The following is a 20399-nucleotide window of genomic DNA, read 5'->3' on the forward strand; positions in this document are numbered from 1 at the left end:
GTAAGCGACGACCACACCGGTGTGGTGGTATGGAAGCGTACGTCGACCGCTACGGCGCAGGACGAATCTGGCTGGCGGTCGTGGGATCGCTCGTCGCGTTGATCACGCTCGCGGCTATAGTGTTCCCGCAGCGAGTCGCCGCCGACATCCTCTGGCACTACTACTGGGGTCCAGTCGCCGCCGACGCCCAGAACTACGGCTGTCTCGCCTGGAACGGCGGGTCACCGACCGAGTGCGGGCCGAACACGACCGGACCGGAGGCCAGCCCCGGCTACACCTGGCAGTCCTACGCGGGGTACATTCCGACGCTCGTGCTCATGCTCGTCGGGATCATCCTCCTGATCAAGCACCTCGAGATCGATCGCTACCGCGCGGGCTTTTACGGCCTGTTCCCGTTCATGCTGTTCGGCGGGGCGCTGCGCGTCGTCGAGGACGCCAACGTCCGCGCGCTCGTCGAGACCGGCGAGATGCAGATGGAATTGCCGTGGGTAGCGGCACTCATCAGTCCCTTCATCTACGTGACCGTCTTCTTCGTCGCGTTGTTCGCTGTCGTCGTCTCCGTCTGGCTCGATCGAAACGGGTACGTCTCGGGCTACGAGTACCCCCTCGCTGGAATCGGGACGGCCGCGTTGACGGTGACGGTAGCCTACCTCGGCTACTTCGCAGCGACCTACGAACTGGCGAGTTTCCACCCGCTCATTCCGACGATCACGCTGGTCGGAGCTACTGTCGTCACCGCCGTCACCTACGGGGCGATCACGCGATTCGCGCCGGATCTCAACCGGGGAACCGGGTTCATGGGAGCGATCGTCATCTGGGCGCACAGCGTCGACGGCATCGCCAACGTCATCGGCCTCGACTGGGCCAGCGCGTTCGGCCTCGGGTACGATCCGAAACACCCGGTCAACGCCTGGATCGTCGCCACGACCGAAGCGGTGCTCCCGGCGTCGGTCGTCGACGTGATCGGCGCGGCCTGGCCGTTCCTCATCGTCAAAGTCGTCGCCGCCGTCTTCATCATCTGGGTGTTCGACGAGTCGATCTTCGAGGAGAGTCCCCGGTACGCCATCTTGCTGTTGATCACGGTGGTCGCCGTCGGTCTCGGGCCGGGAACGCGAGACATGCTTCGGGCGACGTTCGGGATCTGAGTCCCTAACCCAATTAGTTCGTTCAGCGTGGGAACAAGCCGATTCGTCGATCGACTTCAGGCCGCGAACCAGGCGCCAAATTAGATCGAAATCAGCCAGTACGACGCCGAATGCGAGGATATCGGGTCAGTATCCCGGTCCCGCCCGTCGCCAGCACTCGTCGAAACTCGAGGCGAGGTCGGTGGCAATTCCATCGTCCCGGAAGTTGACGACGGCGAGGAGGTCGTCGGCGTGAACCGGATCGAGGACCTCGACGCAGACCTCCCGGTCGTCGACGACGATAAACCGCTGGTGAGGGACGGTCTTCGTTCGACGAATACGCAACCCGGAATCGAGCAACCGCGCGAGCGGCGGTGAGGACGGGTCGAACTCGGTCGCGAGCAATCGAACGTCGATTCCGTCGTCGAGACAGGCCTCGAGCCGCGTGACGAACGCTTCGCGGATGTCCGACCGGAACGCGACCGTGTCGACGTAGATTCGGATCTCGATGGCCGCCGAACCGAAGCGCTCGACCAGAAGGTCGCGCGCGGCGACGTCGTGGAACGCGCTGGTCGCGAACTGCTCGGTCTGTACCTCCTCGGCGAGCGCCGTCAGGTTCCGGCGGGCACTCGAGGCCGTCCGTTCGTACTCGCCGCGTTTCGTCTCGAGTTCGTTTCGACGGCGTCCGAGGACGCGATCGATCGCCATCGACGGTTCGACGTGGGCGTACGTCCGCGGGCGGCCGTCGTCCGCTCTGACGAGCGATCGGTCCGCGAGGGAATTGAGCACGTCGTAGATTCGCCCGATCGGGACGTCTGCCTCGGACGCCACGTCGTCGGCCGTCATCACGCCGTTCTCTACGAGGGCGACGTACACTCGAGCCTCGTAACTCGAGAGCCCCAGCGTCGTCAACTCGTCGACGTACTCGTCCATGTGAGCATTCGTGACGTTCAGCCTCGGATGACTTAGGGGTTGCGTTCGCCAGGATCTCATCGAAAAATGCGTTCAACGCGGCTTTCCGTCGGTTGGGAGGAGATCCAGGTCTTCGGCGATCAGCGGACGAACGCGAACGAATTACTCGGCGGAGTGAGCACGAACGAAACGCTCGACGGACGGCGACCGCGCCCGTGAGTTGAAAGAGTTAATCGGAACCGGCCGAAAGAGGAACCCATGAGTGGCGACGGGTGGTTCGTCGACGGCGATTTCGAGGCGTCTCGAGCGCGGGTTCGGACCGGAACGGCCGCTGAATCGGCGGACTGGCCGACCGAGGCGGTGGAGTCGGGGTTCGCCGCCGATCGGTCCGCGTACTACGACGCGCTCCACGAGGCGACCGTCGAGGCGACGACGGCGGCCGTCAGGGAACGCGAACGGGCCGACGACCAGCAGCTGGTTCACGCGATCAGGGCGCTCGACGACTGTCGACGGACGGCGAACGAACTCGCCGAACGGCTCGCCGAATGGGCGGGGACGGTCGACCCCGACGCCGGGTCGGGAATCGAGTACGCGCGATCGCTGACCGAGAACGAAGAGTTAGGGAGAGAAGTGGGCGGCCCAATCCAGTCGCTGGCCGCCCGCGTCACCGACCTGGCCGACGAGGCCGACTCCCTCGAGGCGTACGTCGAGCGTCGGGCACCGACCGTCGCCCCGAACCTCTCGGCGCTCGCCGGGCCGCTGCTCGCCGCCCGGCTGCTCTCGCTAGCCGGCGGTCTCGAGACACTGGCGAAGAAGCCCTCCGGAACCGTACAGGTGCTCGGCGCCGAAGAGGCCCTGTTCGCCCACCTCCGCGGCCACGCCTCCTCGCCCAAACACGGGATCATCTTCACCCACGAGGCCGTTCGCGGGACCCGCCTCGAGGACCGCGGTTCGGCTGCTCGCGCCCTCGCCGGAAAGCTCACCATCGCGGCCCGAATCGACCACTACTCCGGGGACTATCGCCCGGAACTGGAAGCCGAACTCGCCGACCGAATCGAGACGATTCAGGCTCGAGCCGAGGGTGACGGAGGTGGCGACGATGAGTGAGGGAACGCCGCCATCGCTTCCCGAAGGCGTCGAACGGCGCGAAATCGGCGGCCGAGAACGGCTCGCAACGCGCGGCGAACCCGTTTACGGCGAGCCGACCGACGGTCCGTGGCGGGCGTGGGACCCGTCCAGGTCGAAACTCGGCGCGATGCTCGAGCTCGGCATGGACACAGGCCTCGAAGGTGACGAGACAGTCCTCTACCTGGGGGCGGCCAGCGGCACGACGGTGAGCCACGTCGCCGATTTCTCCGGCCCGACCTACGCCGTCGAGTTCGCCCCCCGCCCGACGCGGGATTTGCTCGAGGCCGCCGCGTCCCGTCCGCGGCTCTTTCCACTGTTGAAGGACGCCCGCAAACCGGAGACCTACGCCCACGTCGTCGAATCGGACGTCGACGTCGTCGTTCAGGACGTCGCCACCCGCGGACAGGCCGACGTCGCCACGCGGAATCGCCAATTTTTGGCCGAGGACGGACGACTCCTCCTCGCGGTGAAAGCCCGGAGCGAGGACGTGACCGCGGATCCCGATGCAGTGTTCGACCGGGTTCGCGAGGAACTCGAGGAGTCCTACGAGGTGCTCGAGGTGCGACGTCTTGACGCGTACCACGTCGATCATCTAGGGGTCGTTGCACGGCCGCGGGTGGTGTGACTGGGGTGACCGGTGTGGCTGAAGTGGTGGCTGTTGTGACTGAAGAGGCCGGTTTGGCCAAAATAACCGAAGTGGCCATAGTTTCCGAAGCGACCTGAGATCGAAGCAACCGGACGCCCTCGAGCGCCTCTCGACGGGTTCGGACGCGAAACCCCCCTGGCGTGCCGACTCCAAACGGTATTTACTGCCGGATGAAGAACAGTGGGGCAATGGAACGCGGGTCGCCGGAATCGTTCACGCGAATGGGGACGCTGGGGATCGAAGAGGAGTACTTCGTGGTCGACGACCGCGGGCGCCCGACGAGCGGCAGCGACGAACTGGTGTACGAACACGACCCTCCGGTCGTCCTCGAGGACCGTCTCGATCACGAACTCTTCAAGTGCGTCATCGAGACCCAGACGCCGCTGATCGAGCACCCCGCACAGGCTGAAGACGCCCTGCTCGAGGTGCGTCGGGCGCTCCTCGAGTACGCCCACGACCACGGCTTTCAGATCGCCGCCGCCGGCCTCCACCCGCTCGCGCGCTGGCGCGAACTCGAGCACGCGGAGAAGCCCCGCTACCGATCGCAACTGGACCGCATCCAGTATGCACAACACCGGAACACGACCGCCGGCGTCCATGTCCACGTCGGCGTCGACAACGCGGACAAGGCGGTGTGGATCGCCAACGAGCTGCGCTGGTACGTCCCGATCATGCTCGCGCTGTCGGCGAACTCGCCGTACTGGGACGGGTTCGACACCGGCTTGCACTCCGCTCGAGCCAAAATCTTCGAGGGACTGCCGAACACCGGCATGCCGACGTACTTCGAGGACTTCGAGGCCTTCGACGCCTACGAACGACGGATGCTCGAGACCGACTCGATCAGGGATCGCGGCGAACTCTGGTTCGACGTGCGCCCTCACACGGGCCACGGGACGGTCGAAATTCGCACGCCGGATGGCCAGGCCGACCCCGACGTGGTGATGGCGTTCGTCGAGTACACCCACGCGCTCGTGACGAGTCTCGCCGAGGCCTACGAGGACGGCGACCCCGGCACGGCCCGCCGCCATCGACGCGAACTGCTCGACGAGAACAAGTGGCGGGCGATTCGCCACGGCCACGACGCCGCGTTCATTGACCGCGACCTGGAGGGAACCGTCTCGCTGGGCGAACTGGTCGAGCGGGAATGCGAGCGACTCGGCATCGACGGCATCCAGCGGGTGTACGACCGCGAGAGCGGTGCCGAGCGACAGCGACGGATTCGCGAGGAGGAAGGTGCCGACGCGCTCTGTGAGTCGTTATTGATCGAAGCTTGAGACGCCACACCGCGTCGCGCCTGCTCCAATATGGACGCCATTTAGCTGCTCTCGGCCCCGAGATGAGAACGATTCGAGACCGTTCATTCTGGTGGTTACGCCATCGTCGCCTTCGCGAGCAGGTACTCCATCGGGACGCAGTTGCGGCGACCATCGAAATACCGCCCGATCGTCTCGACGGTCTCGTCGCGGAGCGCAGGACGGTCCGCATGGTCGACGGACTTGAGTGCGACGATGAACAGTCCGGACTCGGTCGTCGCACTCTCCCAGTAGTGCGACGGCGAAAGGGCGGGAATCAGCACCGAGGCGGTTTCGAACGTAATCTCGTCGACTTCACTGCCAATTCGGTCGCGCACGACGGCGGGATCGCCCCACAGTGACGGTGGATCTGGCGTCTTCAGATTCTGAGGAAGATATTCGCGAACCACGGCACCCATCGCGGGGACGACACTCGAGGGCGTCCACGAGGTGAACCCGACGGTTCCGCCCGAACGCGTGACGCGAAGCAGTTCGTGAGCGGCAGCTTCGGGCGGTTCTGCAAAGACGTGGCCGACAGAGGAGAGCGTCACGTCGAACGTATCGTCCTCGAACGGCAGGTCTGTCGCGGTCCCCTCGTGCCACTCGACATCGACGTCGGCAATCGTCGCGTTCTCTCGAGCCACCTCGAGCATCGTCGGAACAAGGTCGAGACCGGTTACGGTCGCCCCACGTCTGGCGGCAGTGAGGGCGACGTTTCCCGTTCCACACGCGACGTCGAGAACGGTATCGTCCTCGATCACGGCAGTGGATTCGACGAGGTGAGCCGCCATCGACAGGAAGTGTGGCGCGATGTCGGGATAGGATCCCAGCGACCACACGCGCTTCGCCCGTTCATCTGGTGGTGACGATTCCGTAGTCATACCTGTCGTATGCGATTTGATGGCATAGGCCTATGCCACGAGTGGAGGGGCCCGGAGCTGGTGTCAAGACCCCACAAACGTTTAACACCGCCGTAACCGTTGTCCTAGCCGAGAGGACACATGACTTCCGATAATACCGATGAGCGTCGGGTACCCGACGAATCCGACGCCCATCTCGAGGCGGGCAAGGGCGAGGCGACCGACGCGTCGCCACGGGACTCGACGGGGTCACCTGACGACGCAGAACGAGCCGGTGCGAGTGTCACGGATCGAACGAAGACCGCCGACGAGGTCGACCAGCGAATCGTCGACCTCCTCTCCTGGATTCTCGACACCGAGACCCGGGCGAAAATCTACATTCACCTGCTGGCCAACCCCGGGAGTACGTCGGAGGAAGTGTCTCGAGGGACGGGACTGTACCCGAGTACGGTTCGCGAGGCGCTGGCGGAGTTGCACGACGAAGACCGCGTCAGCCGGCAGAAACGGGCGAGTGGCGGCGCCGGCAACAACCCCTACGAGTACACGGCGATCCAGCCGAGCGAACTCGTCGGCGGCGTCCTCGATCAGGTCCAGCGCGAACTCAACACGATCTTTACCCTCGACCGTCTCCTCAGCCGCGAGGGGGCGAACGACGAGGCGGTGACCGACCCCGTTACGATCGTCGTCGACGACTCGAGCAGCGTCGGAGGCGAGAGCAACATCGGAGGGGAGACAGAAAGCGAGAAGCAGGGGTCGAGTTCTGACAACGGACGCGACCAGGACGGCGGCGAACTCGAGGACCGCGACGGCGACTCGAGCGGTGCGGGCTTGAGGAACGATCGAGGACAGTCCGACGAGGGGGAGTGACGAGACACGGTACTGTTTCTTCCGCGTCTCGCCGTTGGCCTCGTACGCCGTGTGAGTCGAATACCGTTCACCTCGCACACCGTTCGTCCGAATCTCGCGGATACGAGTACCGATCCTCGAGTTCTCGTCTCACAATCTATTTCAGTCTGATCCCGGTACAGTCCCGTGATGCTCTCTGCCGTGTTAGTCGTCGGCGTCGTCGCCTCGTTGTTCGTCGGGTTCAACATCGGCGGGTCGTCGACGGGGATCGCCTGGGGGCCCGCCGTCGGTGCTGGACTGCTCAAGAAAACGACCGCCGCGGCGTTGATGACGATCTTCGTCTTTCTGGGCGGGTGGACGGTCGGTCGAAACGTGATGGACACGCTCAGCGAAGGAATCATCACGACCGAAATCAGCCTCGAGGCCGGCGTCGCCGTACTCTTTTTCATCGGCTTCGGCATCCTCGTGGCGAACGTCTTCGGCGTGCCCGTCCCCACCTCGATGACCACCGTCGGGGCCATCGCCGGCCTCGGGCTGGCGACGGACACGCTCAATTTCGCGACGATCGGCGAAATCGTGACCTGGTGGATAGTCACCCCGGTCGTCGGCCTCTGGGTCGGGGCAGTGCTCGGCCGCTACGTCTACCCAGAACTCAATCGGCGGTACGCGATTCGGAAGACGCCGGGGCCGTTGCTCGCCCTCGACCGGAGCGGCGATTTCCCCAGACCCGCTCTCGGGCCGAACACGACTCGGCAGGAACTAGCTGGGACGGTCGTCGTCTTCGTCGTCGGCTGTTACATGGCGTTCAGCGCCGGCGCCAGCAACGTCCCGAACGCCGTCGCCCCGCTGGTTAGCAGTAACGCCCTTTCGGACAACACCGCGATCACCATCGCCACGATCGCGATTGGAATCGGCGGCTTCACTATTGCGAGACGGACGATGGAGTCCGTGGGGAGCGAACTCAGCGACATACCGCTGCTGGCGGCCCTGATCGTCATGCTCACGGCCTCAACGATCACGACGACGCTGTCGTATATGGGTATCCCGATCAGCCTCGTCATGGGATCAGTGATGACCATCGTCGGCCTCGGCTGGGGGCGGGCAACGCGTCCGATCGCCGCTCGAGACGTCATTCGCAGGGACACCGACGTCGAAATCGAGATGGGTGCGTTGACCGCGGAACCGGAGACGCCGGTGACGAAAATTGGCGAACGAGAGCCCCCAGAGGTACTGAACGCGGGCGATCTGTTCAACCCGCGAGCGATCATGAAGTACGTCTCGATGTGGATTATCGGCCCGTCGCTCGCGACGATTCTCTCCTATCTGTTCTTCGTCCTGGTTCCGATTAGCACCTGATGGCGTTCGACTCCCCCTGAAACGTGCCGACGGTGCAATGTCAATGTAGTCGCCCACCCGAACGCGGGCGCCTTTTATCCGGATTCCCACCGTAGACTCCGGTATGATCTCGCGCGTTCTCGTCCCAGTCGACGACTCTGAGATGGCCGAACACGCCCTCGAGCATGCCCTCGAGGTGTACCCCAACGCCGAGGTAACGGTGCTGCACGTCGTCGGCGAACCGTCGCCGATGTGGGGCGAAGCCGCCGGACTCGCGCTGGCCGACGACCTCGAGGCGGCCGCCGAGGCGTGTGCGGAACCGGTACTTGAGCGCGCGGCGGTTATCGCGGCGGACCACGGTCGAGAGATCACGACGACGGTGCAACTCGGCCACCCCGCGCGGGCGATCGTGAACCAGGCCGAAGACTACGACGTCGTCGTGCTCGGGAGCCACGGCGGTTCGCTCGTGGATCGAGTCATCGTCGGGAACGTCGCCGAGACAGTTTTCCGGCGGTCGCCGGTTCCCGTGACGGTCGTCCGGTGACTCGGTGAGTTCGGGGCTCGAGAGACGGCTCTGTTGAAACAGCAATCCATACCGTATGTGTCGGAGACCAGAACGCCAAACTCAGAGAAGATAAGTTGAGTATTATTTCGTGTGGTTATGCCCGAATAGCTGATACGCGAATGCGAACTGACCGGTTCTATCGCTAACGGAGTGGGTTTATTACTTTGACGTGATACTCTGGAGTATGAGTACACTCACCGACCGGCGATTTCTCGCATTCTGTTTCCTTTCCGCCCTTATCGGCGTTCCGACGGCCGTTTTCACGTTTCCTAACAACGGAATTATGATTCTCGTCGTTCCTATTGCGATTCTAACGATATTGATGTTCGCCGATGGGTTGGCGATTTCTGCGTGAGTTTACTGTTCTGAGCGGCCTCTCCTCGAGTAGCTCCGACAGGACTCGAGGCGCCTACGCGTCCTCGTCGTTCGTCCGGTCGTCGTTCGCCTTGTCGACCGACTCCTCGATCAACTCCTCGACCTGGTCCTCGCGCGGTCGCCGGTCGACACGCTCTTCGACCGACTCGACCTGGGCCTGCACCTCGCTCACCTGCTTGCCGACGGATTCCTCGACGGCCGCCCCGACGCTCTTTTCGACCTGCTGGCCGACCTGCGCCTCGACGGTCTGCTCGACCGTCCGTTCGACCTGCGGAGTGACCCGTTTCTCGACGGTCTCCTCGAGCGACTCTTCGACTTGCTGGCCGACCTGCTGACCGACCGTCTGTTCGACTGTCTCGCCCACCGTCTGTTCGACTGTCTCGCCCACCGTCTGTTCGACCGTCTCCTCGACGACCTGGGTCATCCACTCGGGATCGAACCGGGCCATCTTCCAGACGACGTGGATGACGTAGGCCACGAAGACCCCGATCCCGAACGCAATTCCGATTCGCGAGTTCTCGAGCGTCGCGATGAGGGCGATCGCCAGGAAGATCAACACGCCGTAGGCGATGTCCACCGCGGCGTCGATTTGCGTCGGTCGCATCGTCACCGACCCTCCTCGACTCGAGCATTGGTCGTCGATGCGATGGGGGTAATCGGACGCGAGGCGACTCGCCCGGCGAGTCCGCGCTGCGGAGCGCGGCGACGAACACGGCGATTCATGTGCTCGAGACGAACGTCACGAACGGAGGAAACGTTTTGGGTATCCGTCGGGAGCAGGTCGTTGGAGCGGTCGACGTCGGTCGAAAGCGGCAGGCGAGGCACGGGCATCGAATTATTGGTATAGATTATATAGTATTAAGGCGAGTCGAATCACCCCGATCTGTCGTTCACCGCCTCCGTGGCGTCGGGCGAGCGGACGATTTTTGCCCCCTGCCCGCCCACCTCGAGTGAATGCTGCGCAAGGAACTGCTCCGCGTCTCTCGGGGCGGCGGCGGCTACCACCTCCAGTTTGCCGACCGCGAGCACCGACCGCTGGCCGCCCGGGTCATCGGAACGTTCCAGGGCCACGTCGGGGAGCAGCGGGGAACACTCGAGGACGCGCTGGCCAGTCTCGAGGCAGACGCACCCGACTTCAAACTCGTCCGGGGATTCGCCGCCCTGTGCGAACGCGAGGCCGCCTTCGAGACGGACGCGCCCTTCGATCCCGAACGCCTTCGCCCGGCGGTGTTCGAGGCGGCCGAAGCCGTCGGCGTCGTCACCGAAGACGAGCGGGCGATGGCCCTCGTTGGCGCCGCGGAAAGTCGCGACGTGTCGGCGGACGACCTCGAGGCGGGCCTGTTCGCCGACCTCGAGGAGCGCCAGGTGCTCGCCGACCTGGACGTCCCGTGGGATCCGGACGGCCTCGTCGCCCAGTACAACCTCTCGCTGGCCCAGACGGCGCTGTTCGACGCGACCGAAGTCCGCGTTCGGTCGTCCGATCCGAAGGCACTGATCTCGGCGGTCAAGCGACTCCGGCTGATGTACGAGATCGAGGTCCCCAACACTGGAAACCGGGTCGTGATTGTCACCGGCCCCACCGCGCTCTTTCGAGCCACCAGACGCTACGGAACCCGGTTCGCGCGCCTCCTGCGCACCGTCGCGAAGGCCCAGGAGTGGTCGCTCGAGGCGACGATCGACGACCGGGGAACCGAACGGACGCTCACGCTGTCGGACGCCGACCCCGTTCGGGTGCCCGACGCCGACCCGGTCGCCGAGGTGTCCTTCGACAGCGGCGTCGAGGTCGACTTCGCCGCCCGGTTCACGAACCTGGACCTCGAGTGGGACCTCGTCCGCGAACCCGAACCTCTCTCGACGGGGATGCGGGCGATGATCCCCGACTTCGCGTTCGACTACCGCCACGACGACTTCCGGGTCTACTTCGAGATCATGGGCTTCTGGACGCCCGAGTACGTCGAGAAGAAACTCGGCCAGCTCGAGGGCCTCGAGGACGTGGACATGATCGTGGCCGTCGACGAGTCACTCGGGGCCGGCGAGGCCATCGAGGCGAGAGACCACCGAGCGATTCCGTTTCGCGGAACGGTTCGGCTGAAGGACGTCGCCGACGTGCTCCGCGAGTACGAGACGGACCTGGTCGCGGCGAGTGCCGAACGCCTCCCGGACGAACTGGTCCCGGACGAGGACGTGATCGCGCTGGCCGACCTCGCCGCCCGCCACGGCGTCGGGGAGGACGCCCTCGAGGCGGTGGCGTTTCCTGATCACGAGCGCGTCGGGCGGTCGCTCGTTCGTCCAGACGTGCTCGTGGCGTTACGGGAGGACCTCGAGGCCGGGCTCTCGCTGGCCGAGGCGGAGACGATCCTCGAGGGGGTCGGACTCACGGAGACGAGCGCCGCCCTCTCGCGACTCGGATACCGGGTCGAGTGGGAGGGGCTGGGCGGTGGCGTGTTGCGTCGGAGCGAGTGACGTGACTCGTACGAGTGACACGAGCCACGTGAGTGACGCGAGTAATGCGAATAACGCGAGCCGCGACGGCGGACCAATCAGCCACCGCCGCCGTCGCCGTCGCCGGTCAACTCCTCGAGCGCGTCGAGGTACCGCTCGCGTGGCACCTGATACAGTTCGCGGAAGTCGATCTCGCCCGTAGCGAAGCGTTCGGCGAGGTCGAGCGTGCAGTCGACGGCCTCTTCTCTCGTCGGAAATCGGTTCGTCTCCCGGAGGTGGACCTCCGGCTCGAGGTAGAGGGTGACGTACCAGTCGCGCTCGGCGGACCGGTCGCCCGGGTTGACGCCGGGTCGGCGCGACCGTTTGCCGTGAGTGAGATACAGCGTCGGGAGACACGCCGCCGGATATTCGTCGGCGTCGAACACGTCGGGTCGATAGGCGAGGACGACTCGACCGTCGTCCTGGTCGCTCCAGACGACCCAGCCCTCGGGGAGGTCCGCGAAGTCGCTCATTGGTATTAACCTGGTGTACGCACACGAGCCCTAAAGCGGTACTGACACCGGGCGGTGCTCTGACACGGGTTCGAGAGCGCGATATCGGAGCGTGCGCGCGAGCAAAATCGGCTCACTGGCGCCTCTTTACTTATATACGGCGCGGCACTATCCGACCATGTTGCGTGTCAACATACAATCGTACGTGAATAGAATTGCCGGAAAAAGGTCCTGGTAAATATCTTTTGGGGCTATGCTTAAGTGTCTCGAATACACACTCATTAAACACTATCGATATCCGACCGACGGATCGATTCACTTCACACGGTGCACTGTTGACACAGGCGATGAACAAGTCGCCGCGTCGACGGAGTGGTGAAGGTTCACACATGACAATCCCTGCGAACGCCGCCCACGCGACTTCGCCCACCCGGCCAGTACCGAGAGCGGCGCGTCTCGTCGGATCGAGGCGCTGTCGTCGCCCGGGCGGCGACCGACGATCGAGTCCGAAGCCGAGTGCCGACCGCCGGTTTCGGTCGCCCTGTCGGACCGGTCGAAACGTGAACCGAATCGGTGCAGACGGACCCGCCCGTGGTTCCCAGCCCAACACAATCCATGACTAGTGACATCGAAACTCTCGAGACGCTGAGCAGCGATTACAAAGCATCCGTTCCCGAAGACCTTCGGGAGACGCGATCGTTCGACTGGTACCTCGAGGCGTGCTACGAGGACCCGAAGATTACGCGAAACGCCCACCAGCGCGTCGCTGACATGTTCGACTTCTACGGCACGTCCTACGACGAGACCGAAGGCGTCGTCGAGTACCGCCTCGCGAGCGAAGACCCGCTGGGTGACGGCGAGAACACCTTCTACGGGACCGTGATCCACCAGTCGATCCACGAGTTCGTCAACAAGGTCAAGTCCGGCGCCCGGCGACTGGGTCCGGAACGACGGATCAAACTCCTGCTCGGCCCAGTTGGCTCCGGGAAATCGCATTTCGACAAACAGGTGCGCAAGTACTTCGAGGACTACACGCTCCGCGAGGAAGGCCGCATGTACACCTTCCGCTGGACCAACCTCGGCGACGTGATCCACGATCAGGACCCAACAGACGACACGGTCCGCTCGCCGATGAACCAGGATCCGCTCGTCCTCCTGCCGCTCGAGCAGCGCCAGACGGTGATCGACGACCTGAACGAGCGACTCGACGCGCCGTACACGATCCGCAACGAGCAGAGCCTCGATCCCGAGAGCGAGTTCTACATGGACAAGTTGCTCGCTCACTACGACGACGACCTCCAGCAGGTGCTCGCGAACCACGTCGACGTCGTTCGCCTCGTCGCGGACGAGAACAAGCGCCAGTGTCTCGAGACGTTCGAGCCGAAGGACAAGAAGAACCAGGACGAAACCGAGTTGACCGGCGACGTCAACTACTCGAAGATTGCCATCTACGGAGAATCCGACCCTCGCGCGTTCGACTACTCGGGCGCGTTCTGTAACGCCAACCGCGGTATCTTCTCCGGCGAAGAGCTCCTGAAACTCCAGCGGGAGTTCCTCTACGACTTCCTGCACGCCACCCAGGAGATGACGATCAAGCCCAAGAACAACCCGCGAATTGACATCGACCAGGTGATCGTCGGCCGGACGAACATGCCCGAGTACAAGGACAAGAAGGGCGACGAGAAGATGGAGGCGTTCAACGACCGAACCAAGCGCATCGACTTCCCGTACGTCCTCTCCTACGAACAGGAGTCCCAAATCTACGACAAGATGCTCGCCAACGCCGACGTCCCCGACATCAACGTCGAGCCACACACCCTCGAGATGGCGGGGCTGTTCGGCGTCCTCACCCGGATCGAAGAGCCCGACACCGAAACGGTCGACCTGCTCTCGAAGGCGAAGGCCTACAACGGCGAGATCGACGAGGGTGACGACCTGGACGTCAAAAAGCTCCGCGAGGAGGCCGCCCGCAAGGCCGAAATCGGCGAGGGGATGGTCGGCGTCTCCCCCCGGTTCATCGGTGACGAGATTGCCGAGGCGATCATGGACTCGAAACACCGTTCGCGGGGATTCCTCTCGCCGCTGACGGTGTTCAACTTCTTCGAGGAGAACCTCGAGCACCACGGCTCGATTCCGGAGGAGAACTTCGATCGCTACTACCGCTACCTCGAGATGGTTCGCGAGGAGTATCGCGAGCGTGCCATCGAGGACGTCCGCCACGCGCTGGCCTACGACGTCGACGAGATCCAGCGCCAGGGCGAGAAGTACATGGACCACGTCATGGCCTACATCGACGACGACACCATCGAGGACTCCCTGACGGGCCGCGAGCAAGAGCCCGACGAGACGTTCCTGCGGTCGGTCGAGGAGAAACTCAACGTGCCCGAAGACCGCAAGAACGACTTCCGCCAGGAAGTGTCGAACTGGGTCTCCCGGCGCGCCCGCGAGGGTGACACGTTCAACCCCCAGGACAACGAGCGCCTGCGCCGGGCCCTCGAGCGAAAGCTCTGGGAGGACAAGAAGCACAACATCAACTTCTCCGCGCTGGTGAGCGCCAACGAGTTCGACGACGACGAGCGCAGCGCCTGGATCGACGCTCTGATGGAGCAGGGCTACTCCGAAGCCGGCGCGAAGGAGGTGCTCGAGTTCGCTGGCGCGGAGGTCGCCAAAGCCGAAATCGAGGACTAACATGCGCGGCACCGACTACGTCGACGCGGCCGACCGCACGCTCGAGGAGACCTACGAGGAGCCGATGAGCCTCGCGGCGTACGTCGACCGGATCTTCGAGACGCCGTCGACGGCTTCCCACGCCTCGAAGTACCTGCTCGAGGCCATCGAGGCCAGCGGAACTCGAGAGGTGATCGAAGAGGGAGAAGAAAAGCGCCGCTACCGGTTCTTTGACGACCCCGGAAACGACGGTGAACACGCGATTCTCGGCAATACTGAGGTGCTCAACGAGTTCGTCGACGACTTGCAGTCGATCGCCGCGGGCCGGGCGAAAGACGAGAAGATCATCTGGTTCGAGGGGCCGACCGCGACCGGCAAGTCTGAACTCAAGCGGTGCCTGGTCAACGGGCTTCGCGAGTACTCGAAGACGCCCGCGGGTCGTCGCTACACCCTCGAGTGGAACGTCGACGCGACCGACCCGGACGAGCGGGGGCTGAGCTACGGCGGCAATCCCGCACCGTCCGACGACGATCACTGGTACGAGAGCCCGGTCCAGGTCCACCCGCTGGCCGTCTTTCCCACGCCGGTCCGGGAAGAGCTGCTCACGACGCTGAACGACCGGCTCGACGACCACGTCCCAATTTCGGTCGACACCCGACTCGATCCGTTCTCCAGGGAGGCCTACGGCTACCTCGAGGAGCAGTACCGCCGCCGCGGCACCGAGGGGCTCTTCTCGGCAATCACCGACGAGAGTCATCTCCGGGTGAAGAACTACGTCGTCGACGTCGGCTCGGGAATCGGCGTCCTCCACGCGGAGGACGACGGTCGCCCGAAGGAGCGGCTGGTCGGCTCGTGGATGCACGGGATGCTCCAGGAGCTCGACTCCCGCGGCCGGAAGAACCCGCAGGCGTTCAGCTACGACGGCGTCCTCTCGCAGGGCAACGGCGTACTGACGGTGGTCGAGGACGCCGCCCAGCACGCCGACTTACTCCAGAAGCTGCTCAACGTGCCCGACGAGCGATCGGTGAAACTCGACAAGGGCATCGCGATGGACGTCGACACCCAGATGCTCATCATCTCGAACCCCGACCTGGAGGCCCAGCTCAACCAGCACGCCGACCGAAACGGGATGGACCCGCTGAAGGCACTCAAGCGCCGTCTCGACAAGCACCAGTTCGGCTACCTGACGAACCTGAGCCTCGAGACCGAGTTGATCCGCCGGGAACTCACCGGCGAGACGACCATCTGGGAGGCCGAGGACTACGACGACGTAGCCGAGAAGATCAGGGCACCGATCACCATTACAGTCAAGGAGAGCGACGGCGAGTTCCGGGAACGCGAGTTCGCTCCGCACGCGCTCGAGGCGGCAGCCCTCTACGCAGTCGTTACGCGCCTCGACGAGGACGGAACGCCCGCCGGACTCGACCTGATCGACAAGGCGCTGCTCTACGACCGAGGATACCTCCAGGAGGGTGACACCCGGCGGGACAAGGACGAGTTCGAGTTCGACGAGCACAGCCACGACGGGGAGCACGGCATTCCGGTGACGTACACCCGCGATACGCTGGCCGAACTCATCCAGCACGAGGCGGACCGCCACCACCCCGACCTCCCGGTCGCCGACGTGGTCATGCCGCGCGACGTGCTGAACGCGATGGCCGAGGGACTGGCCGACGCCCCGGTGTTCTCGACGGGCGAGCGCTCGGAGTTCGAGAACCGGGTCGTCCCCGTGAAGAACTACGTCTACGACCAGCAGGAGTCGGACGTCATCGAGGCCATCATGCACGAACAACGCGTCGACGAGGCGACCGTCGCCGAGTACGTCGAGCACGTCTACGCCTGGGAGACCGACGAGGCGCTGTACAACGACCGCGGGGAAGAGATCGATCCCGACCCGCTGAAGATGAAGCTCTTCGAGGTCGAACACCTCGGTCGGTTCTCCGAGGAGGCCTACGAGTCGAACCTGCCGCGGGAGATCGTCAGGGAGTTTCGCCGCGAGAAGGTCATCACGGCGCTCAACCGCCACGCCTGGGAGCACCGCGACGAGGACTTCTCCATGTCGGACGTCGACCTCGCGTCGATTCCCGTCATCAGGTCCGTCCTCGAGAGCCACGACTGGGACGACGTCAGGCGGACCTTCGAGGACCTCGACCCCCACCAGTGGGACGACCCGCCGAGCGGTACCGAGACCGAGGCCGTCAAGGAGGCGACGCTCGAGCGCCTGGTCGCGGACTTCGATTACTCCCCGGCGTCGGCCGAGTTAACCAGCAGACACGTCATGGGGCAGGTGAGTTACCGATGGGACTGAGAGACGACCTCGATCGATTCCGCGAAGTCGGCGAAGAGCGCCGCGAAGACCTCTCGGAGTTTATCCAGTACGGCGACCTGAGCGGTGGCAATCGAAACGACATCCAGATCCCGATCAAGATCGTCTCCCTGCCGGGATTCGAGTACGATCAGCGCGACCAGGGTGGCGTCGGGCAGGGCGACGGCGGCACCCCGGACGTGGGTCAGCCGGTCGGTCAGCCACAGCCCCAGCCTGGCGACGGCGACGATGGCGAGGAGGGCGAACCCGGCGAGGAGGGCGGCGAGCACGAGTACTACGAGATGGACCCCGAGGAGTTCGCCCAGGAACTCGACGAGGAACTCGGCCTGGACCTCGAGCCGAAGGGCAAGCGCGTCATCGAGGAGAAGGAGGGGCCGTACACGGACCTCACGCGCTCGGGCCCGGACAGCACCCTCGACTTCGAGCGTATGTTCAAGGAGGGACTCAAGCGGAAGCTGACGATGGACTTCGACGAGGAGTTCGTCCGTGAAGTCTGCAAGGTCGAGGGGATCACTCCGCGAGAGGTCTTCGAGTGGGCCCGCAGCGAGAACCTCCCCGTGTCGATGGCCTGGATCGAGGACGCCCACGCCGAGGCGGCCGACGACCGCGGGACGTGGGCGTCCATCGAGGACGTCGAGGAAAACGTCGAGCGCGAGACGGTCCACGAGCAAATTCGACGCGACGGCATCAAGCACGTTCCCTTCCGGCGCGAGGACGAACGCTACCGCTACCCCGAGATCATCGAGGAGAAAGAGAAGAACGTCGTCGTCGTCAACATCCGGGACGTCTCGGGGTCGATGCGCGAGAAGAAGCGAGAACTCGTCGAGCGGACGTTCACCCCGCTGGACTGGTACCTCACCGGGAAGTACGACAACGCCGAGTTCGTCTACATTGCCCACGACGCCGACGCCTGGGAGGTCGAACGCGAGGAGTTCTTTGGCATCCGCTCCGGTGGAGGAACCCGCATCTCGAGTGCGTACGAACTCGCCCGGGAACTCCTCGAGGAGTACCCCTGGAACGACTGGAACCGCTACGTCTTCGCCGCCGGCGACTCCGAGAACTCGAGCAACGACACCGAGGAGGGCGTCATCCCGCTGATGGAGTCGATTCCGGCGAACCTCCACGCCTACGTGGAGACCCAGCCCAGCGGGAACGCCATCAACGCGACCCACGCCGAAGAACTCGAGCGCCACTTCGGCGACGGAGACGACGTCGCGGTGGCGTACGTCAACAGCGAGGAGGACGTCACCGACGCGATCTACCGCATCCTCAGCACCGAAGCGGGTGATTCAGATGAGTAACTCCGACCGATTCCACAAACAGGCGATCGCCTCCGACCTCGAGGAACCCGTCCGCGAGGCGCGCAACCTCGCGCAAAGACTCGGCCTCGAGCCCTATCCGGTGAAGTACTGGATCGTCGACTACGACGAGATGAACGAACTCATCGCCTACGGGGGCTTCCAGTCGCGCTATCCTCACTGGCGCTGGGGCATGCAGTACGACCGCCAGCAGAAACAGGGTCAGTACGGCGGCGGCAAGGCCTTCGAAATCGTCAATAACGACAACCCGGCCCACGCCTTCCTCCAGGAGTCGAACACGACGGCCGACCAGAAGGCCGTCATCACCCACGTCGAGGCCCACTCGGACTTCTTCGCGAACAACGAGTGGTTCGGCCTCTTCACGGGAGAGGCGGGCGACGGCGACGTCAACGCCGCCGCCACGCTCGAGCGCCACGCCCGGGCCATCGCCGACTACATGGCCGACCCCGAGATCGATCGCGCTAAGGTCGAAAAGTGGATCGACAACGCGCTCGTCCTGGAGGACACGATCGACCAGCATGCCGTCTTCGAGCGTCGCCTCGAGATGGACGGCCCCAAGGAGGGCCTCGACGACGACCTCGCCGAAAAGCTCGACCAGCTGGGGCTCTCCGACGAGGTGAGAGGCGAGGTCTTCGACGACGAGTGGCTGGCGGGACTCGAAAATTCGGATGCGGGCGCCGAATTTCCGAGCGAACCGCAGTCCGACGTGCTCGCGTTCGTCCGCGAGTACGGCAAGCAGTACGACGAGGAATCGGGGAAGGCCCGCGAGATGGAACCCTGGCAGCGCGACGTCCTCGACATGATGCGCACCGAGGCGTACTACTTCGCCGCCCAGAAGATGACGAAGATCATGAACGAGGGCTGGGCAGCCTACTGGGAGTCGACGATGATGACCGACGAGGGCTTCGCCGGCGACGACGAGTTTCTCAACTACGCCGACCACATGGCGAAGGTGCTCGCCTCGCCGGGGCTCAATCCCTACAGCCTTGGCATGGCCCTGTGGGAGTACGTCGAGAACACCACCAATCGTCGAGAGGTACTCGAGCGCCTGCTCCGCGTGGAGGGCATCTCCTGGCGCAACCTCAGCGACGTCGTCGACTTCGAGGACGTGCTCGAGGTACTCGAACCGCCATCCGCCATCGCCTCGATCACCGGCGACTCACTCGACGCCCTCCAGGACGTGCCCGAATCCTGGATCGACCAGGAAGCCCTCGAGGCTGCTCGCGACGGCGAGATCAACGTCGGTCGCTACCCGTGGAAGGTACTGACCCACGAGGGACTCGCCCGGCGCCACTACTCGCTCGTGAAACCCCAGAACCGCGGGTTCCTGGCTCGCGTCAGCCAGAACGACCTCGAGTCGATCGGGCGCTACCTGTTCGACGACGCCCGCTACGGGTCGGTCGAGGAGGCGCTCGCGGACGTCGACTTCAGCGCCGGCTGGGACCGAATGCTGGACGTCCGAGAGAGCCACAACGACGTCACCTTCCTCGACGCCTTCCTGACCCAGGAGTTCATCACCGCGAACGACTACTTCACCTACGAGCACTCGCGGGCGACCGGTCAGTTCCACGTCTCGAGCGTCAACGCGGAGGACGTCAAGAAGAAGCTCCTCTTGCAGTTCACCAACTTCGGCAAACCCAGTATCGCCGTCTACGACGGCAACTACGACAACGCGAACGAACTCCTGCTGGGCCATCGGTACAACGGCGTGATGCTCGACATTCCGCAGGCGACAGCCACGCTCGAGCGCGTTTTCGAGCTGTGGGGTCGGCCCGTCAACCTGCTGACCATCGTCAAGGAGGTCGACGACCACGACGTTGAGGTGGCCAGGCGACGAAATCGCGAGCCCGAAGCCAAAGAGGTGGGCAAGCGCATTCGGTACGACGGCGAGGAGGTGACGGTGGAGGACGTGCCCTGGGAGGCCGTCGAGCACCTCACCGCCGACGACGTCGATTACGACACGAAGCCCGAGGAGTGGCTGGCCTGAGCGAGGACGAGGCTGGGACCGAAAACCGTCACGAACGGCGACTCCAGTCAGAGAATCAACATCCGCAGCGGTGCCAATCTCGGT

General features: G+C 64.4%; 16 protein-coding genes. 12 read left to right on the top strand and 4 right to left on the bottom strand.

The window, feature by feature from the left end; genetic code table 11:
• Positions 1–29 precede the first annotated feature (29 nt).
• Positions 30–1145 (top strand): DUF63 family protein, encoded by a 1116-nt coding sequence (locus NGM29_RS12065; RefSeq protein WP_254156481.1) that lies wholly within the window; start codon positions 30–32, stop codon positions 1143–1145.
• A gap of 126 nt (positions 1146–1271) precedes the next feature.
• On the opposite strand, the gene NGM29_RS12070 is transcribed toward NGM29_RS12065, so the two are convergent.
• Positions 1272–2057 carry a TrmB family transcriptional regulator gene (locus tag NGM29_RS12070; RefSeq protein WP_254156483.1) on the bottom strand — a complete coding sequence of 262 codons (786 nt, stop codon included), beginning with the start codon at positions 2055–2057 and terminating at the stop codon, positions 1272–1274.
• 237 nt (positions 2058–2294) lie between these two features.
• Between NGM29_RS12070 and NGM29_RS12075 the strand changes: the two genes are divergently transcribed.
• The 3 genes from NGM29_RS12075 (at position 2295) to NGM29_RS12085 (ending at position 5084) form a co-directional block, all read left to right on the top strand.
• Positions 2295–3143 (top strand): NOP5/NOP56 family protein, encoded by an 849-nt coding sequence (locus tag NGM29_RS12075; protein ID WP_254156485.1) that lies wholly within the window; start codon positions 2295–2297, stop codon positions 3141–3143.
• Complete coding sequence (locus NGM29_RS12080) at positions 3136–3789, top strand: fibrillarin-like rRNA/tRNA 2'-O-methyltransferase (protein ID WP_254156487.1); 654 nt, start codon at positions 3136–3138, stop codon at positions 3787–3789. The genes NGM29_RS12075 and NGM29_RS12080 overlap by 8 nt, the downstream gene beginning before the upstream one ends.
• 209 nt (positions 3790–3998) lie before the next feature.
• Positions 3999–5084 carry a glutamate--cysteine ligase gene (locus NGM29_RS12085; protein ID WP_254156489.1) on the top strand — a complete coding sequence of 362 codons (1086 nt, stop codon included), beginning with the start codon at positions 3999–4001 and terminating at the stop codon, positions 5082–5084.
• A gap of 95 nt (positions 5085–5179) precedes the next feature.
• Here the strand turns inward: NGM29_RS12085 and NGM29_RS12090 are convergent, their stop codons facing one another.
• Positions 5180–5983 (bottom strand): class I SAM-dependent methyltransferase, encoded by an 804-nt coding sequence (locus tag NGM29_RS12090; protein WP_254156491.1) that lies wholly within the window; start codon positions 5981–5983, stop codon positions 5180–5182.
• A gap of 120 nt (positions 5984–6103) precedes the next feature.
• Here NGM29_RS12090 and NGM29_RS12095 point away from each other — a divergent pair, with 120 nt between their 5' ends.
• The 3 genes from NGM29_RS12095 to NGM29_RS12105 all read left to right on the top strand — a co-directional run bounded on the left by NGM29_RS12095 (position 6104) and on the right by NGM29_RS12105 (position 8687).
• The gene (locus NGM29_RS12095; protein ID WP_254156493.1) at positions 6104–6829 is read left to right on the top strand and encodes a helix-turn-helix domain-containing protein; all 726 of its coding nucleotides are present in this window, start codon (positions 6104–6106) and stop codon (positions 6827–6829) included.
• Between the two features lie 168 nt (positions 6830–6997).
• Entirely contained in the window at positions 6998–8164 is a 1167-nt protein-coding gene (locus NGM29_RS12100; protein ID WP_254156495.1) for an inorganic phosphate transporter, read from the top strand.
• Between the two features lie 103 nt (positions 8165–8267).
• Positions 8268–8687: a universal stress protein gene (locus NGM29_RS12105; RefSeq protein WP_254156497.1), complete on the top strand. Its 420-nt coding sequence runs from the start codon at positions 8268–8270 to the stop codon at positions 8685–8687.
• Positions 8688–9117: 430 nt separating this feature from the next.
• Here the strand turns inward: NGM29_RS12105 and NGM29_RS12110 are convergent, their stop codons facing one another.
• Complete coding sequence (locus tag NGM29_RS12110; protein ID WP_254156499.1) at positions 9118–9687, bottom strand: hypothetical protein; 570 nt, start codon at positions 9685–9687, stop codon at positions 9118–9120.
• A 350-nt stretch (positions 9688–10037) separates the two neighbouring features.
• On the opposite strand from NGM29_RS12110, the gene NGM29_RS12115 reads away from it, so the two are divergent.
• The gene (locus tag NGM29_RS12115; RefSeq protein ID WP_254156501.1) at positions 10038–11546 is read left to right on the top strand and encodes a DUF790 family protein; all 1509 of its coding nucleotides are present in this window, start codon (positions 10038–10040) and stop codon (positions 11544–11546) included.
• A 77-nt stretch (positions 11547–11623) separates the two neighbouring features.
• Here NGM29_RS12115 and NGM29_RS12120 read toward each other — a convergent pair whose 3' ends face one another.
• On the bottom strand, positions 11624–12037 hold the full coding sequence (locus tag NGM29_RS12120) for a DUF5820 family protein (protein ID WP_254156502.1): 414 nt from the start codon (positions 12035–12037) through the stop codon (positions 11624–11626).
• Between the two features lie 594 nt (positions 12038–12631).
• On the opposite strand from NGM29_RS12120, the gene NGM29_RS12125 reads away from it, so the two are divergent.
• The 4 genes from NGM29_RS12125 to NGM29_RS12140 are packed head-to-tail and all read left to right on the top strand — an operon-like array spanning position 12632 to position 20315.
• Positions 12632–14704 carry a PrkA family serine protein kinase gene (locus NGM29_RS12125; RefSeq protein ID WP_254156503.1) on the top strand — a complete coding sequence of 691 codons (2073 nt, stop codon included), beginning with the start codon at positions 12632–12634 and terminating at the stop codon, positions 14702–14704.
• Position 14705: 1 nt separating this feature from the next.
• Entirely contained in the window at positions 14706–16991 is a 2286-nt protein-coding gene (locus NGM29_RS12130) for a PrkA family serine protein kinase (RefSeq protein WP_254156504.1), read from the top strand.
• Positions 16982–18310: a YeaH/YhbH family protein gene (locus NGM29_RS12135; RefSeq protein ID WP_254156505.1), complete on the top strand. Its 1329-nt coding sequence runs from the start codon at positions 16982–16984 to the stop codon at positions 18308–18310. The genes NGM29_RS12130 and NGM29_RS12135 overlap by 10 nt, the downstream gene beginning before the upstream one ends.
• The gene (locus tag NGM29_RS12140) at positions 18303–20315 is read left to right on the top strand and encodes a SpoVR family protein (protein ID WP_254156506.1); all 2013 of its coding nucleotides are present in this window, start codon (positions 18303–18305) and stop codon (positions 20313–20315) included. The genes NGM29_RS12135 and NGM29_RS12140 overlap by 8 nt, the downstream gene beginning before the upstream one ends.
• The last annotated feature ends 84 nt before the right edge of the window (positions 20316–20399 follow it).

The organism is Natronosalvus rutilus (genome assembly GCF_024204665.1).
GTDB lineage: Archaea > Halobacteriota > Halobacteria > Halobacteriales > Natrialbaceae > Natronosalvus > Natronosalvus rutilus.